12 protein-coding genes are annotated in these 15,933 nt (G+C 40.7%); 11 read left to right on the top strand and 1 reads right to left on the bottom strand.

Going from position 1 to position 15,933, the window contains the following annotated elements:
- Positions 1–91 precede the first annotated feature (91 nt).
- The 7 genes from seqA to ttcA all read left to right on the top strand — a co-directional run bounded on the left by seqA (position 92) and on the right by ttcA (position 8,516).
- A complete protein-coding gene (seqA, locus tag QNM16_RS05240) occupies positions 92–640 on the top strand; it encodes a replication initiation negative regulator SeqA (protein WP_284019510.1) in 549 nt (182 codons plus the stop codon).
- 9 nt (positions 641–649) lie between these two features.
- Positions 650–2,287 carry a phosphoglucomutase (alpha-D-glucose-1,6-bisphosphate-dependent) gene (gene pgm / locus QNM16_RS05235; protein ID WP_284019509.1) on the top strand — a complete coding sequence of 546 codons (1,638 nt, stop codon included), beginning with the start codon at positions 650–652 and terminating at the stop codon, positions 2,285–2,287.
- Positions 2,288–2,355: 68 nt separating this feature from the next.
- The gene (gene astE, locus QNM16_RS05230; RefSeq protein ID WP_284019508.1) at positions 2,356–3,387 is read left to right on the top strand and encodes a succinylglutamate desuccinylase; all 1,032 of its coding nucleotides are present in this window, start codon (positions 2,356–2,358) and stop codon (positions 3,385–3,387) included.
- A 246-nt stretch (positions 3,388–3,633) separates the two neighbouring features.
- Entirely contained in the window at positions 3,634–4,851 is a 1,218-nt protein-coding gene (locus QNM16_RS05225; protein WP_063363936.1) for a thiamine pyrophosphate-dependent dehydrogenase E1 component subunit alpha, read from the top strand.
- A complete protein-coding gene (locus QNM16_RS05220; RefSeq protein WP_237137533.1) occupies positions 4,851–5,828 on the top strand; it encodes an alpha-ketoacid dehydrogenase subunit beta in 978 nt (325 codons plus the stop codon). Before QNM16_RS05225 ends, QNM16_RS05220 begins: the two co-directional genes overlap by 1 nt.
- Positions 5,829–5,837: 9 nt before the next feature.
- Entirely contained in the window at positions 5,838–7,418 is a 1,581-nt protein-coding gene (locus tag QNM16_RS05215) for a dihydrolipoyllysine-residue acetyltransferase (protein WP_284019507.1), read from the top strand.
- A 204-nt stretch (positions 7,419–7,622) separates the two neighbouring features.
- Entirely contained in the window at positions 7,623–8,516 is an 894-nt protein-coding gene (gene ttcA / locus QNM16_RS05210; RefSeq protein ID WP_284019506.1) for a tRNA 2-thiocytidine(32) synthetase TtcA, read from the top strand.
- 47 nt (positions 8,517–8,563) lie between these two features.
- Here ttcA and QNM16_RS05205 read toward each other — a convergent pair whose 3' ends face one another.
- On the bottom strand, positions 8,564–9,400 hold the full coding sequence (locus QNM16_RS05205; protein ID WP_284019505.1) for a transporter substrate-binding domain-containing protein: 837 nt from the start codon (positions 9,398–9,400) through the stop codon (positions 8,564–8,566).
- A gap of 295 nt (positions 9,401–9,695) precedes the next feature.
- Here QNM16_RS05205 and QNM16_RS05200 point away from each other — a divergent pair, with 295 nt between their 5' ends.
- From QNM16_RS05200 to QNM16_RS05185, 4 genes are all read left to right on the top strand, one after another.
- Entirely contained in the window at positions 9,696–10,307 is a 612-nt protein-coding gene (locus QNM16_RS05200) for a hypothetical protein (protein ID WP_284019504.1), read from the top strand.
- Positions 10,308–10,330: 23 nt separating this feature from the next.
- Entirely contained in the window at positions 10,331–11,290 is a 960-nt protein-coding gene (locus QNM16_RS05195; protein WP_063363930.1) for a hypothetical protein, read from the top strand.
- 18 nt (positions 11,291–11,308) lie between these two features.
- On the top strand, positions 11,309–13,555 hold the full coding sequence (locus QNM16_RS05190; protein ID WP_284019503.1) for an NAD(P)-binding protein: 2,247 nt from the start codon (positions 11,309–11,311) through the stop codon (positions 13,553–13,555).
- A gap of 113 nt (positions 13,556–13,668) precedes the next feature.
- Positions 13,669–15,906, top strand: coding sequence for a TonB-dependent receptor (locus QNM16_RS05185; RefSeq protein ID WP_284019502.1), 2,238 nt, complete (start codon positions 13,669–13,671; stop codon positions 15,904–15,906).
- Positions 15,907–15,933 lie beyond the last annotated feature (27 nt).

The following is a 15,933-nucleotide window of genomic DNA, read 5'->3' as shown; positions in this document are numbered from 1 at the left end:
TTAAATCAAAAATCAAAGCCGTAGAGGAAGAAGAAAAATTTAGATATAATCCCTCCCAAATGCGGTATATGTATAAAATGACAGGACAAGCATGAAAACAATAGAAATAGATGACGAGCTTTATCAATATATTGCAAGCAACACGCAAAGTATTGGAGAGAGCGCCTCACAGATCCTGCGTCGTTTACTAGAGTTAGAGCCAGTTCAAGGTGCTTCGGTAGCAGTACAAACCGAGGTTACACAAGTAGAGCCAGTTCCAGAAGAAAGTAAAGCGGAAGTTAAACCTGAGCCAGTAAAAGAATCTGCGAATGTATTTAATATTTTAAATAAAGAAGAGCTTGCTATGCAAAAAGGCGTAGTAGGGCGCTTTTTATTTATTCTTGCAGCGTTTCACCGTACGCACAAAGCTCAGTTTAATAAAGTACTGGAAATAAAAGGGCGAGATAGGATTTACTTTGCAATGAGTAAAGAAGCGTTGCTTGAAAGCGGAAGTAGTATGAATCCAAAAAATATCACAGACAGTGAATATTGGGTCATGACAAATTCAAATACCACGCGTAAAAAGATGATGTTGCACGAAGTGGCCCTAATTTTAGGCTACACTGAGCAGCAGGCAGAAACAGTTCGAGATTACCTATAAGGAAATGTGATGGCAAACCATCCAAACGCAGGCAAAAAAGCTCCTAAATCACAGCTCGCAAATATTCCAAAGCTGGTATCAGCTTATTATTTGAATGAGCCAGATCTTGAAACAAACCCAGAACAGTGCGTAGCATTTGGCACTTCTGGTCATCGTGGCTGTTCTTATAATGTAAAGTTTAATGAGTCACATATTCTTGCAATCACACAAGCTATTTGTGATTACAGAAAAGCAAATAACATATTTGGTCCTCTCTTTTTAGGCAAAGATACTCATGCGTTGTCAGAGGCAGCGTTTAATTCGGCAATTGAAGTACTCGTTGCTAATGAAGTTCAGGTAATTACTCAAGAAAATGATGACTTTACTCCGACGCCCGTAGTAAGTCATGCGATCGTTTGTCACAACAGAACACATCCACATGAATTAGCTGATGGGATCGTTGTAACGCCTTCACACAACCCGCCTGAAGATGGTGGGTTTAAGTACAACCCACCAAACGGTGGTCCTGCTGATACAGATGTAACGAATTGGATTGAGCAAAGAGCTAACCAGTTACTACGTGAAGACTTGGTGGAAGTACAGCTATTTCCTTATGCTAAAGCGAAGCGTTCTGGGTTTATCAAATATGAAGACTTGGTCACACCATATGTCGAAGACTTAGCAAATGTTATTGACTTAGAAGCGATAGCTAAAGCTGATGTGAGCATTGGAATAGATCCTCTTGGTGGCTCAGGCATTAATTTTTGGCCTGTAATCGCTGAAAAGTTTGGGCTGAATATGACGGTTGTCAACGATGAAGTAGACCCTCGATTTGCATTTATGCCACTAGATAAAGATGGCAAAATTAGAATGGATTGCTCTTCACCGTTTGCTATGGCAAATCTAATTGAAATTAAAGACGATTTTGATATTGGTATAGGTAATGACCCTGATTATGATCGACACGGTATTGTGACAAAAGATGGGTTGATGAATCCAAACCATTTCTTGGCGGTAGCGATTGATTATTTGCTAAAACACAGAGGCTGGGCAAAAGACATCAAAGTCGGTAAAACACTGGTTTCAAGCGGCATGATTGACAAAGTTGTGCAAAGCCATGGCAATGAAGTGTATGAAGTACCAGTTGGGTTTAAATGGTTTGTTGAAGGCTTAAGTGATAAGTGGCTTGCTTTTGGTGGTGAAGAAAGTGCAGGCGCATCATTTTTAAGAAAAAATGGTGATGTTTGGAACACAGACAAAGACGGGTTTATTCTAGGCTTACTCGCAGCTGAGATTTTAGCTGTCACAGGTAAAACACCTTCTGAGCGATATAAAGAACTCGAACAAGAATTTGGTGCACCAAGTTATAAACGAATCGATGCACCAGCAAATGATGCGCAAAAAGCCAGATTAAAAGCGCTCAGTGTTGATGACGTGAAAGCGACTGTGCTTGCCGGTGATGAAATTACCGACATTCTGACGCATGCACCAGGTAATGGCGCAGCTATTGGCGGCTTAAAAGTAGTGACTGCTTCAGGCTGGTTTGCTGCAAGACCTTCTGGCACAGAAGATATTTACAAAATTTATTTAGAATCTTTCAAAGGTGAAGCACATCTTGCAGAGCTTGAAAGAGAAGCAAAAGCATTGGTAGACAGTGTAATAAGCTAAATTATCTGATATTAAAGGCCATTTTTTAATGGCCTTTTTCTTTTTTACATCTCTCATAAGGTGACAGTATGTACCTTGATACATTAAAATCAACCGGCGATTTTTTAACCATCACTCGTGATAATGAGTTTGAATTAGCACCTAGTCAATTTACTTTGGATAACGGTACTGAGGTTAAAGTAATTGACACTGGTGTTATTCAATTTACCCCTGCATGCGAAACTCAAAAAGACTTTGTTTTTTCAAGTGCCGTGCATGGCAATGAAACCGCACCAATCGAAATTTGTGATGAGCTGATCCAGCACATTATCACTGGCAAGCTAGAACTGAAACAACGTGTTTTGTTTATCTACGGCAATCCGAAGTCAATTAATATTGGTCAGCGTTTTGTTGACGAAAACTTAAACCGTTTATTCAATGGCGCACACGAAAATAAAACTGATAACCCAGAACAAGTTCGCGCGGCAAATTTAGAAAACTATGTGCGTGAGTTTTTCACCAGCGTAGAAGCGGGCCGTTATCGTGCGCATTATGATCTGCACACAGCTATTCGTGGTTCTAAAAACGAAAAGTTTGCTGTGTATCCATTCTTGCATGGCAAACCTTGGAAAAAGTCACAACTACAGTTTTTATTATCATGCGGTGTAAACACTGTACTGATGATGCGCGCAGCCGCCACGACTTTCAGTTATTTTTCTTCAAAGCAATTTGATGCGGATGCATTCACAGTAGAACTTGGTCAAGTAAAGCCGTTTGGTGAAAATAATATGGCAAGCTTTGAAGCGACCAAGAATACGCTTAGTGCATTAATTAGCCAAAAAGAAGTTGAATATAAAGAATTCGATGCAAAAGATTTTGAGCTGTTCACAGTGCATAGAACGATTAACCGAACTTGTGAAGCGTTTTCATTCCCATTCCCTGATTCTGCGGTGAACTTTACTGGTTTCGCTAAAGGCGAGCTGCTTGCAACAGATGGAGACACTGAGATATTTGCTGAAGTGGAAGGCGAAGCAATTATCTTCCCAAATGCTAAAGTTGCCCTCGGCCAACGTGCATTATTAACCGTGATCCCAATGGAAGTAAACGAGAACTTTGTTTAACTCACTGAAATAAAAGTTTTTTTGTAACCGTATCGAAATCTTTCCAGAATAAAAATGCAAATTACCGGTTATTCATCTAGGATTAGTTGAATAACCGTTTACGTTAACGTAAAGTGGCAAAAGCTTTAATTTAAGTAATTTGCATTTACCGCACTAATTATTCAAAACTCAACACGCGGGCTTTTACGTCAATGCTATTGACTGCAAGTATTGCAAATTGGCGATGACAACAAGAGAAGGTAGGTTATGACTAACCCCAATAACATATCGTTAAACATAAGCCATGCACTCGAATTTATCGATGGCCATGCGCTTAACATCCCAACATTAAAAATTTTAAGTGAGCAAGGCGAAATCTTAGATGGCGCGACGTCACCTGAGTTAGATAAAGAAACAGCACTTAAAATTTATAGCACGATGAGATTTATCCGTTTGTTGGATGAACGTATGCAAGCCGCTCAGCGCCAAGGCCGTATTAGTTTCTATATGCAGTGTCTAGGTGAGGAGGCTGCAATTACAGCAAGTGCTGCAGCGTTAAAGCAAGATGATATGATCATGGCTCAGTATCGTGAGCAAGCTGCTCTGCATTATCGTGGCTTTACACTAGAACAATTCATGAACCAGCTTTTCTCAAATGAAAAAGACTTGGGGAAGGGTCGTCAAATGCCGGTGCATTATGGCTCTAACGAATTACATTATTTGACAATTTCTTCACCACTTGGCACGCAGATCCCGCAAGCTACAGGCTATGCTTATGGTCAAAAGCTCAAGCATATTGATAAAGAGTCTGGTGAATTAAGCTCTGAAATCGATAACGTAACTATTTGTTACTTTGGTGAAGGTGCTGCTTCAGAAGGTGATTTCCATGCTGGTCTTAACATGGCCGCAGTACATAAAGCACCTGTTATCTTCTTTGCCCGTAATAACGGCTATGCGATTTCAACGCCCGCGGACGAACAGTTTAAAGGTGATGGTATTGCAGCACGTGGTGTTGGCTATGGCATCAAAACTATTCGTGTGGATGGCGCTGATACACTAGCTGTGTATGAAGCGACTAAAAAAGCCCGTGAAATTGCAGTTACAACAGGTGAGCCTGTACTAATCGAGTCAATTGCATATCGCCTTGGCGCTCACTCTACTTCTGATGATCCGTCAGGTTATCGTACTAAAGATGAAGAAGCTGAGTTTAAAAATAGCTGCCCAGTTGCCAGATTTAAAGCATGGCTATTAAAGCAAAACTGGTTAGATGAAAAAGAAGATGAAGCAATTAAAGACAAAATCCGTGAAGAGATCTTGGCGGCGCTAAAAGTGGCTGAAAAAGTACAAAAACCAGCACTTGAAGAACTTGTTTCTGATGTTTATGACACGCCAATTCCAGCGCTACAAAAACAATACGAAGAATTAAAAGAGCATATCAAACAATACCCAGATGCCTATCCAGTAACAGCAGGGAGAATTAAATAATGGCTAAAATGAATATGTTACACGCCATTAATTCGGCGCTTGATATTAGTATGGCAGAGCACCCTCAAGCTTGTATCTTTGGTGAAGATGTTGGCTATTTTGGTGGGGTATTCCGTGCAACATCTGGATTACAAGAGAAGTATGGTAAGCACCGTGTATTTAATACACCACTGACAGAGCAAGGTATTCTTGGTTTTGCCAATGGCCTTGCAGCTTTTGGTGCGCCAGCATTAGCTGAAATTCAGTTTGCGGATTATATCTTCCCTGCATTTGACCAAATCGTTAATGAATCGGCTAAATTCCGCTACCGCTCTGGTAACGAGTTTAATGTCGGTAATCTGACTATTCGTACACCGTACGGTGGTGGTATTGCCGGAGGTTTGTATCACTCGCAATCTCCAGAAGCGTATTTTGCACATACACCAGGTTTGAAGTTAGTTGTACCTCGTAATCCTTATCAAGCAAAAGGCTTACTAAGAGCTTGTATCAAAGATGATAACCCAGTGATTTTCTTTGAGCCTAAACGTTTATACCGTGCATCTGTTGGTGAAGTACCAGAAGAAGATTACACCATTGAAATTGGTAAAGCGGAAGTTGTTAAAGAAGGGTCTGATATCACTGTACTTGCTTGGGGTGCACAGATGGAGATCATTGAACAGGCCGCTGTGAAAGCAGAAGAAGCGGGTATTAGCTGCGAAATTATCGATCTTCGCTCAATTTTACCTTGGGATGCTGAAACACTGATTAAGTCTGTGACTAAAACAGGCCGCTTGGTGATAAGTCACGAAGCGCCAATTACAAATGGTTTTGGTGCTGAAATCGCTGCGACTATCCAAAAAGAGTGCTTCTTGCACTTAGAGTCACCTATAGAACGCGTATGTGGTCTAGATACCCCGTATCCTTTAGCTCTTGAAAAAGAATATGTGCCAGATGCTTTAAAAGTGTTTGAAGCAATCAAGAAGTCAGTGGAATTTTAAGGATAAGTCATGTCTAAAGAGTTTATTTTACCAGATATCGGCGAAGGCATTGTTGAATGTGAAGTTGTAGAGTGGCTAGTCGCTGTTGGTGACACAGTCAAAGAAGATCAGCCAATCTGTGATGTAATGACAGACAAAGCTTTGGTACAAATCCCGGCAGTACATGATGGTGTTATCACTCAATTGCATTACGCTAAAGGTGATATTGCAAAGGTGCATGAGCCATTGTTTGCGATGAATGTAGAAGGTGATGCACCTGTAGAAGAAGCGACAGCTGAGGTTTCAGCGGCAAAAGAGCAACCAGCAGCGACACAAGGCGCTCACTTAGAAGATTTCATCTTGCCGGATATTGGTGAGGGTATTGTTGAATGTGAGATTGTTGAGTGGCTGGTAAGCGAAGGTGAAGAAATTAAAGAAGACCAAGCTGTTTGTGATGTAATGACAGACAAAGCGCTTGTTCAAATTCCAGCGAAGTATGATGGTGTTGTGGAAAAATTGTATTATCAAAAAGGTGATATAGCACAAGTACATAGCCCATTATTTCAGGTGCGTTTAGCACAATCTAGTGGTGCGCAAGCTGCACCAGCTAAATCTGTTGAAGATGAGCTTGCAATCCACAAGCCTCAACCTATGTCACCATCAGCGCCTTCAGCTTCGTCTTCACAGCCTGTTATAAACGGTAAAGCGGTTGCTTCACCTGCGGTAAGGCGACGTGCACGCGAAATGGATATTGATATTCGCCAAGTGCCTGGAAGTGGTAAGAATGGTCGTGTTTATAAAGAAGACCTTGAAAAGTTCTTGAGCGCGGGCGCAAGTCCAGCTGCACCAGTTGCTAGCGAAGCGGCTGCTCAGCCTACGACAACCACAGTTAGCACTGTAACTGGTGGCGCAAGAGTTGAGCCAATTCGTGGTATGAAAGCTGCGATGGCTAAGCAAATGGTTGCGTCTGTATCCACAATTCCTCACTTCACTTACAGTGATGAAATTGACCTAACAGAGCTCATTGCGCTGCGACTTTCTTTGAAAGAGCAATATGCAAAGCAAGGTATTAAGCTCACTATGATGCCTTTCTTTATTAAAGCGCTGTCTCTTGCCATTAAAGAATTCCCAATCTTAAACTCGCAAGTTAACGATGAATGTACAGAGCTTACATACTTTGATGATCATAACATTGGTATGGCCGTTGATAGTAAGTTAGGTCTGTTAGTGCCAAATATTAAAGGCTGTCAAAATAAGTCTATTGTTGATGTTGCTGAGGCGGTAACTAAGTTAACTGACGCAGCGAGAGAAGGGCGCGTATCGCCAGATGATCTTAAAGGCGGCACAATTTCTATATCGAACATTGGCGCAATTGGCGGCACAACTGCGACACCAATTATTAATAAACCAGAAGTTGCGATTGTTGCGCTTGGTAAATTGCAACATCTTCCACGCTTTGATGATGATGGAAACGTGGTTTCACGTTCGATTATGCAAGTGAGTTGGTCTGGTGACCATCGAGTTATTGATGGTGGTACGATTGCTAGATTTAATAATTTGTGGAAATCATATCTGGAAGAACCTGCGAAAATGATGATGGCGATGCGCTAAATCAGATTTGTAAAGGTCCTTTACATGCCCTAAAAGTTCACGCTTTTGGGGCATTTTTATGTTTGAAGTAAATATTTATGTTATGTAAATTGTTTATCTGCATTGATATGTTCCAACCTAGTCTAAAAGCCCGTATAATTCACACCTTAAAATTTTTACCCGTAGCAATTAAAAAGCCGTCCGTTTTAGGCTTGAGAAGTCGTGATGAATCAAAAAGACGATAGAAAAGAAATACTTGAATTTAATAAGTTGCAGAAAAAACTGCGCAGAAATGTTGGTAACGCAATAAAAGATTACAACATGATCGAAGAAGGTGATGTTGTGATGGCTTGTATTAGTGGTGGTAAAGACTCTTTTGCAATGCTTGATATATTACTTAACCTGCAAAAAGCTGCACCCATTAAATTTGAAGTTATCGCGGTAAACTTGGATCAAAAACAACCTGGCTTCCCAGAGCATATTTTGCCTGAATACTTCGAAAGCTTGGATATTCCTTACTATATCGTTGATAAAGATACGTACTCTGTTGTTCGTGAAAAGGTGCCTGAAGGTAAAACAACATGTGGTCTATGTTCTCGTCTGCGTAGGGGTACACTGTATTCATTTGCAGAAAAAATTGGCGCAACCAAGCTTGCCTTGGGACACCATATGGATGACATTGTTGAAACCATGTTTTTAAATATGTTCCATGGTTCGCGCTTAAAAGCTATGCCACCTAAGTTAAGGTCTGATGATGGCCGTAACGTGGTTATTAGACCGTTAACATACTGCCGCGAGAAAGACTTAATAAAATATGCAGAGCATAGAGAATTTCCAATTATCCCTTGTAATTTGTGTGGTTCTCAAGAAAACCTACAAAGACAAAATATCAAAGCAATGTTGGTTGACTGGGATAAAAAGACGCCTGGTCGTGTAGACAGTATTTTTAAATCACTACAGAACGTTAGCCCAAGCCAGCTTGCAGATACAAACTTGTTTGATTTTGAAAACCTGCCAATCGACAGGGAAAATGATCGAGATGAGTATCAATTTAGTGAAGCGACAGTGTCATCAACAAACATTGATGAGTCTTTGTTTATTGATGTGACAAATATCTAATTAATGCCTTGTGCCAAGTATCGCAATCAGCGGTACTTGGTGCATTATTATCTCGCTTCCTTATTTTTCATTAATTTACTGAGCTTTATCTCCAAATAACTTGGCAACCATTTTTGCATCACTGCTTTAAACTCTTGGCTATTAACGACAGTATTAGCAACAGAATCAATTTTTTTGATGATCTCTCTGCCAGTTTTATTGTCTGTGCAACCAACATAACCATGAACAATAGGGTCAACGTCTTCGAGAAGCAGTTGTACCACGTCTTTAGTATTCGTTTGTTTATGAAGGTAAAAGTGTTCACTGGGATAGCCAATAACGGCGTCGACACGACCTTTTTTAAGCATGTAGGTCAAACTTTCAAGTGCATCTTGTCCAGGCCTGATAACAACCTGATCTTTTTCGATAGAACTAATTACTTGGTCTAATGCCCTGCCGTATGAACGTTGCATCACAACACCGAGCACTAGTTTATTTTGCTCTATAAACGGCTTAAGCCTGACCTTTGACGCGTTTTCAAAACCAAGTGCCTCAAGGGTTGCCGTGGTTGTGGCAATGGTTGGCGATAATCCAATGGTGGTATAGTTTTGGCTAAAGCGAATGAATTTTTGACGCTGCGGCGTTTTGTATAAAGAAAGCATACAAAACGTGTTGCGTTTATCACTTAGGGCTCTGATAGCACGACTTGCAGGAAAGTAGACTTTATTATTTTCATAATCAGGCAAGTACGTGTGGAATAAATCAATGATTAACTCATCTCTACCTGTACCTTCGTCTGCATCATTAATCATGTAGTAGGGAGGGAAGTCAGTGATAATCCAGTCAATGCTTTTGCTTTCTGCCACACCGGTTAACAACATTAATAGTAGCAATGCTTTGCGCACATTTCGCCCTCGTATAATTGTCACTATTAAAGCTTAGCAAAGATCATTCAATTGCCAACAGGTATAAAAGTAATTAAGTTAAAATCTTTGTTTATTATTTGTGATTTATTTTACAACTTGTGTCTTTTTGCTACATTAAAATACGAACACCAGCCTTAAAGCAATTTAAAGTGGTGGCCAATGGGTTTTGAACAAGGATTGGTCTTTTATTTGTGATTAAAAGTGTTTTAAAGTCGTACTTAGGTTAGTATGCAAGGTTGGCGAGTTAAGTTAATTTCAATAACAAGAGAAAACTATGAATACGCTTATCGTCAGTGATATTTTTGGGCAAACAAAATGCTTAGAAAACTTCGTTAATGAGCTAGATGGCAGCACCTCAATTTGCTCTCCTTACCCATTTAGACAAGGTCATTTGAATAGAGATGAAGAGACAGCATATAAGCAGTTCATGGATTCAGTCGGCCACGATAAATATTTTCAAAAAGTAGTTGAAGCGATTTCTGATAAACAGCCTGATTTGGTCATCGGCTTTTCGGCCGGTGGAGTTGCATGTTGGAGAGCGCTAGCTGCCATGCCGATCAAAAGCACCACAAAGCTGATTGCGTTTTATCCGGGTCAGATAAGGAACTATTTGCAGCTGCACCCAAAATGTGATGTCGATGTATATTTTCCTTATCAAGAAAATCACTTTGATATTAAACCTGTTATTCATCATTTGTCTGGCATGCCGGGGATAAATTGCTACAGAACCCGCTATCAGCATGGATTTATGAACTCGCTTTCACGCAATTTTGATGCCGCAGCATTGCATCATTTTACTGCTTTGTGTCAATACAATATTGACGAAGCAATTAAGTTAAAATTAGCCAACCGAAGGATAAAAAGTGGACTAGAATTGACTATGTAAATCATAATGAAAAGGAGTTATGTATGTCAGATCAGCCTCGTATTCCTTACAGACACTTCCCTGGAAACCCAATCGCAAAGCCGCCATGCAGAATGCTAAATGCAATGATGTATGGCTTTTTTGTTAAAGGGGAGTTGGAAACCATTCAAAGCTATGTCGATTCAACACTTAACAGCGTACCCAGTGAAACAATTGCATTTAGGGCACTATCATCATATTGCCTTTTAACGTTCACAGATATAGAAAATATTGCGTCTAAAGTACCGCCATTTAGTAATTATGGCTATATGCAAGAGACGGACATAATAGTTTGGTTGCCGATTGCACAGATAAGCAAGCAAGAGAATAAGATGACGCATTTATATTGGTATCCAGCATTTATTACGGTAAACAATATCAATGCGTTAGTTAATGGCCGTGAGACTTGGGGTTATAACAAATACTTGTGTAAGTACCAAATGCCGGATAACCAGCATCGCGCGGACCATTTTTCTCTTAGTCTTGAGACTTTTCAACCTTTTGAAGCAGACAAAAAAATGGCTTGGTATGAGCTTTTGTCTATTGACCGGGTGGCGGATGATGACACTTGGTTCGAAGAAGCGATAGAGATTGGCAAAGAAGTTGCCGAGCTTATCCATGGCAGTGTGCATGATTTAGGCGTTAGTATAGACTTTTTTAAACAGCTATTTAGTGGCTTTACCAACCCGCAACTTGCCCAAATTTTATTTAAACAGTTCCCTGACGGCTTTGCAGAAAATAGTGTTTATAGTGCGGTTGTTCACTCTCCCTCAACTGTGAAAAAGGTACATAAACTCGGCTTTCTCAAAGATGAATATAAAGTCACTTTTAACCAAGTTGATGCATTTCCTTTAGAAGAGATGTTTGGGATCAAGGTGGGTGAACAGTTCGCAAGGCTGCCTTACTTTTTGTGTATGGATTTTGATCAAGACGGTGCCCATGAAATCGTAACAGCCGATCTATGAAGTGAGTAAGGACATAACATGACTAAAGAACGTATCGCTATATTAGGTGGTGGCGTGTCTGCGATGACTGCTGCTGTTTACTTAACTGAAAAAGAAAATTGGCAAGATCTATATGATATTACTGTTTATCAGTTAGGTTGGAGATTAGGTGGGAAGGGAGCAAGTGGCAGAAACGCTCATTTTGGCGAAAGAATTGAAGAACATGGTTTGCATGTATGGTTTGGCGCATATGTTAATTCATTTCGCGCGATTGAGACTGTCTATGATAAATTAAACAGACCAGCCACCGTGCCAATTCATACTTGGCAGCAAGCGTTAAAGCCCCATAGTTTCGTTGTTTTACAAGAATATATCGACAATCAGTGGGAAACTTGGCCCGTTGACTTTCCTTTGATTGATGGAAACCCCGCTGATGGTACATTAGACCTTCACTTCTGGCAGCTGATAGAGCTGGTTGTTGCATGGCTACACAAGTGGATTGATGAGTTGGAAGAGGCGATTGAAGCATCTAATCGCAAAACGCAGCTGCAAACTCGTAAACAACGTGATAGAAGTCTATTACAACATTTAGCCGGAGAGATCTCGGGCGCTTTTGATAGCATTGAAGACTCTGTTAAGTCTTTTTTTGATAGTGCTATCGATGAAGCTCAAGACATCTTGTCGACACCCAAGCTGCTAATATCTCAGCTACATGATTTAATGAGTTTGCGAGCAAAGGATAAAAATCTAACAAATTCAAAAGATAGACTTGTCACTTGGTATATTGTCAGAAAGCTTAAGCGTTGGCTGCGCTCAGAGGCGTTAGAACTGATTGATGATAACCCTGCCGTGAGACGCGCTTATATTTGTGCTGATTTAGCCATTGCGATGACAGTTGGCATGATTAGGGACAGAGTGCACGCCAATGGGTTTGGTGTGCTGAATAAGTATGACTTTAAGTATTGGCTTGCTAGAAACGGTGCAGATAAAGAATACGCTGTTGAGTCTGCGCCCGTTCGTGGATTCTATGATCTTGTTTTCGGTTTTGTTGATGGGGACTTTAAAAATGGTGACGTAGAGGCCGGCGTTGCTTCTTTGGCTATGTTGCGCATTATGCTTTGTTACAAGGGCGGTGTGATGTGGAAAATGCAGGCGGGGATGGGTGATATCATCTTTTCACCAATCTATGAGTTACTTAGCCAAAGAGGTGTTAAATTTGAGTTCTTCAATCAAGTTGAAGGGCTTAAACCCGGACAAGATGAAAATGGCAACTATGTGGTAGATGAGATTTCTATTATTGAGCAAGTCGAGCTTAAAAATGGTCAATACCAGCCATTTGTAGATGTGAAAGGGTTGCCTTGCTGGCCTTCACAGCCAAACTTGGATCAAATAGTTGATGAGCAGGCCGATCTTATCCGACAACACAAGGTGAACTTAGAATCATTCTGGACTGACTGGCCCGCTATATACGAGCAGCATTATCAGCGACCTTTGACTCGTAAGACGCTCACAAGAATGCGTGATTTTGATAAAGTCGTTTTTGGTATTTCGGTTGGGTCGTTAGAGCACCTTTGTCCAGAGCTACTCGCGTTAGATTATGGCTTTGAGCAGCAAAGCAGTAAGGTAAAGACAGTAGCAACGCAAGCGTTTCAGGTTTGGTTAAATAAAACGGATGAGCAGTTGGGTTTTAACTATACACCGACCAGTGAAGAGCGGCCTATATTAAGTGCGTTTTCTCAGCCATTTGATACATGGGCGGCAATGTCTAATTTACTTGGCGTAGAGGATTGGCCTTCATCTGGGCCATGTAATATCGCTTATTTTTGTAGTGCTTTTACTTGCGACTATTACCCGCCAGCATCAGAGCATACGTTTCCTGCAGAACAAACAGCCAAAGTTAAGGTTAATTCACTCAATAAATTGAACCATGAAATGCAGCCGTTGTGGCCATCCGCATATAATGACGTAGGTCAGTTTATTTGGGATGTCATTTACGACCCAAGTGCTGCGCCCACGGAGCAAAGGTTTGACTCACAATATTGGCGCGTCAATGTTGACCCAAGTGAGCGATATGTTCTGTCAGTGACAGGTAGCAGTGATTTTCGCTTAGCGACTGATGGCACAGTGTTCAAAAACTTATTTATAACAGGTGATTGGATCAAAACGGGTGTTAATGCAGGATGTGTAGAGGCTGCTGTGATGGCCGGTATGCAAACATCACGTGCTATTTGCGGTTTACCTGAGGAAATAAGTGGTGAAAATGGCTTTGAGCCAGATGGTACTTGATAGATAATATTAGGTAAGTTACAGAAAAGACCTGCAATTTTATTGGAGGTCTTTTCTTTTGGACTATACTCAGTAGTGCAAAGTGAATACTGCAATAACTAACGAGAACGGACATGTTTAAACTCTCTGCCATTTCTATATCCATAATGCCTGTGCTTCTAAGTTCATTTCTATCTTATGCAGCAAATGATTCAATCGAGATTATTGAGGTCCATGCACAAAAACGAAAGCAAAATATCGAAGATGTGAGCGTATCGATTTCAACAATTAGCGCCGATCGTATTGCCCGACAGGGCATTAAAGATGCGACAGAGCTGGGTCATTTTGTCGCAAATTTAAAAATTAGCCAAAATGCAGCTGAAGGCACGCCGCCAGCAATTAATATTCGTGGTATTGGCTTACTAGATTACAACACGGCAAATACCTCTCCAATTGCCATGTATGTCGATGGTGTATCTGTCGGCTCGGCAAATAATCAAATAGCTAATTTGTTTGATATTGAGCAAGTTGAGGTTTTAAAAGGCCCGCAAGGAACTTTATTTGGTAGGAACAGTACCGGTGGTGCATTGCTCGTAAGAACAAAACGTCCTGATGCGGGTAACTATGGTTATGTTAGCTTAGGAGCAGGAACTGATGATTGGCGAAGAGCGCAAGGCGCTTATAACGCAACAATTAATGATGAAAGTGCCATTCGTTTTGCTTTTAATCATGCAGACTATGAGTATACAAGTTATAACCTGCTTGAAACATCGCCAGAGGCAGGCCTAAAACAAAGTGATTTGCGGTTAAGTTACTTGGGAGAGTGGGACAATTGGAGCGCCTTTGTAAAAGGGTACTACGGTCATTGGGATGGCATAGTACAGCCGGTCGGTAATATTGGTATATTCAAAGATCCAAACCCAGCAGCTCCTGTAAAATGTTCACCTAGTGAGGCTGGAAGTGCTGGGTGTGTAGATAGTTTTGGCTTTAATGATGGCAGCGATGATTTTTGGGCTGTAAGTGTAAACAATGACTCCCCTCATTTAAGCATCTATAAAGGTTGGACAGCTGAACTACAGTGGCAACTACAAGAAGATGCATTTATAACTTATTCAAATGGTTTTAATCGACTTGATCGAGACCATACATTTAATTGTGATGGCAGCCCTAAACGTTTATGTGAAGGCGAGCTGGGCTTGAAAAGCGAGCTTGTAACGAATGAGCTTAGATACCATAGTCAATTAGGTGAAGACTATTGGACAATTGGTCTATTTCAATATCAAGAGCGCATCTATCAAAATAATCACAATGATATTTTAAGGGACTTTAGAGGTATTTTTGCGCCGGAGTTAACAACAACCTTTTTTTACGACAATGAGATTGTGACAAAGTCGATTGCTTTGTTTTCTCAATATGAGTGGCAGTTAAACGAGCATCATATGCTAACCATTGGCGCACGCTATTCAGACGAGTCGGTTGAATATGACTCTATTTCACGATTAAACTTTATCACAACGCCAGGGGAGCTTGCGGGCTCACTTATTCCTTTCTATACGGTTAATGGAGAGGTTAAAGATGATGGTTTTTCTGGGAAAGTTGCGTGGAATTATACACCGCATGATAATTTGCTAATTTATTATTCACTAGCAAATGGCACCAAAAGTGGTGGCTATAATGGGGGGCTACTGTCATCTAAAGAGCAAGCTGAATTAGCGGATTACGGTCCTGAAGAAACGCTCTCGCATGAAGTAGGTTTTAAGCTCTCTGAAGAGGGTGCCTATTTACTTTCTGGCGCGATTTTCTATTACGATTATAAAAATCAGCAAGTGTTCATGAACCAAGCTTCTTCAACACCCAATGCACCACCTTTGCAGCTTTTAGAAAATGTTGGTGAGTCGACCATTTATGGTGCAGAGCTTGAGTTAGAATACCTGTTCAGTGAGGCTGTAAAATCGCGGGTAGCCATTGGCTATATTCCTGAAGCAAATTTTGAAGAGTTTATAGATCCACTCGGTAACCGATTAACTGATAATAGACTCCCTTTTACCTCTGAATGGAATATTTCTGCAGAGCTTGCTTATTCTTATGAATTGAATAGTGGTGAGTTGGCAACAGTTATTGGTGTTGATTATCAGTCTGAGTATTACTTTGATCAAAACCAGAATCCATATGCAATGCAAGCTAGCTATGCATTGTGGCGCGCTAATGTTACTTATCAATATCAGCAATGGCAGGTCGGTTTATGGGGTAAAAACTTATTTGATAAAGAGTACAGTCATTTAAAGTTTGATCTCAGTTCTTTCCTTGGCATGCTAGAAGACTTTAAGGGTGAGGGGCAAAGAATTGGTGTTGATGTTACATATAACTTTTAGAGCTTTGTTAGCTCATTCATATGGGTT

This window comes from Pseudoalteromonas umbrosa (genome assembly GCF_030125375.1).
GTDB lineage: Bacteria > Pseudomonadota > Gammaproteobacteria > Enterobacterales > Alteromonadaceae > Pseudoalteromonas > Pseudoalteromonas umbrosa.
Note: the sequence above shows the minus strand (reverse complement) of the source record. Positions and strands in the feature narration are given on the sequence as shown.

What these genes read in the sequence shown, in the direction of transcription:
- seqA (WP_284019510.1), top strand. Translation starts at nt 92, where the DNA reads ATGAAAACAATAGAAATAGATGACGAGCTTTATCAATATATTGCAAGC.
- pgm (WP_284019509.1), top strand. Translation starts at nt 650, where the DNA reads ATGGCAAACCATCCAAACGCAGGCAAAAAAGCTCCTAAATCACAGCTC.
- astE (WP_284019508.1), top strand. Translation starts at nt 2,356, where the DNA reads ATGTACCTTGATACATTAAAATCAACCGGCGATTTTTTAACCATCACT.
- QNM16_RS05225 (WP_063363936.1), top strand. Translation starts at nt 3,634, where the DNA reads ATGACTAACCCCAATAACATATCGTTAAACATAAGCCATGCACTCGAA.
- QNM16_RS05220 (WP_237137533.1), top strand. Translation starts at nt 4,851, where the DNA reads ATGGCTAAAATGAATATGTTACACGCCATTAATTCGGCGCTTGATATT.
- QNM16_RS05215 (WP_284019507.1), top strand. Translation starts at nt 5,838, where the DNA reads ATGTCTAAAGAGTTTATTTTACCAGATATCGGCGAAGGCATTGTTGAA.
- ttcA (WP_284019506.1), top strand. Translation starts at nt 7,623, where the DNA reads ATGAATCAAAAAGACGATAGAAAAGAAATACTTGAATTTAATAAGTTG.
- QNM16_RS05200 (WP_284019504.1), top strand. Translation starts at nt 9,696, where the DNA reads ATGAATACGCTTATCGTCAGTGATATTTTTGGGCAAACAAAATGCTTA.
- QNM16_RS05195 (WP_063363930.1), top strand. Translation starts at nt 10,331, where the DNA reads ATGTCAGATCAGCCTCGTATTCCTTACAGACACTTCCCTGGAAACCCA.
- QNM16_RS05190 (WP_284019503.1), top strand. Translation starts at nt 11,309, where the DNA reads ATGACTAAAGAACGTATCGCTATATTAGGTGGTGGCGTGTCTGCGATG.
- QNM16_RS05185 (WP_284019502.1), top strand. Translation starts at nt 13,669, where the DNA reads ATGTTTAAACTCTCTGCCATTTCTATATCCATAATGCCTGTGCTTCTA.